The sequence below is a fragment of the Pseudomonas sp. IT-P253 genome (genome assembly GCF_949768125.1).
Lineage (GTDB): Bacteria > Pseudomonadota > Gammaproteobacteria > Pseudomonadales > Pseudomonadaceae > Aquipseudomonas.
This window is the reverse complement of sequence record NZ_CATKPT010000069.1, coordinates 1-459: the sequence shown is the minus strand read 5'-3', so window position 1 is coordinate 459 and position 459 is coordinate 1. Positions and strand designations below refer to the sequence as shown.

The following is a 459-nucleotide window of genomic DNA, read 5'->3' as shown; positions in this document are numbered from 1 at the left end:
TTCAATGAATCAAGCAATTCGTGTGGGAACTTATGGAGCAGCTGATGTCGTCGATTAAGGAGGTGATCCAGCCGCAGGTTCCCCTACGGCTACCTTGTTACGACTTCACCCCAGTCATGAATCACACCGTGGTAACCGTCCTCCCGAAGGTTAGACTAGCTACTTCTGGTGCAACCCACTCCCATGGTGTGACGGGCGGTGTGTACAAGGCCCGGGAACGTATTCACCGCGACATTCTGATTCGCGATTACTAGCGATTCCGACTTCACGCAGTCGAGTTGCAGACTGCGATCCGGACTACGATCGGTTTTCTGGGATTAGCTCCACCTCGCGGCTTGGCAACCCTCTGTACCGACCATTGTAGCACGTGTGTAGCCCAGGCCGTAAGGGCCATGATGACTTGACGTCATCCCCACCTTCCTCCGGTTTGTCACCGGCAGTCTCCTTAGAGTGCCCACC

The 459-nt window shown here is 55.1% G+C and carries 1 rRNA gene; it reads right to left on the bottom strand.

The features are described from left to right. Positions 1–55: 55 nt before the first annotated feature. Positions 56–459, bottom strand: a 16S ribosomal RNA gene (locus ACM6IR_RS25085); the annotation flags it as partial.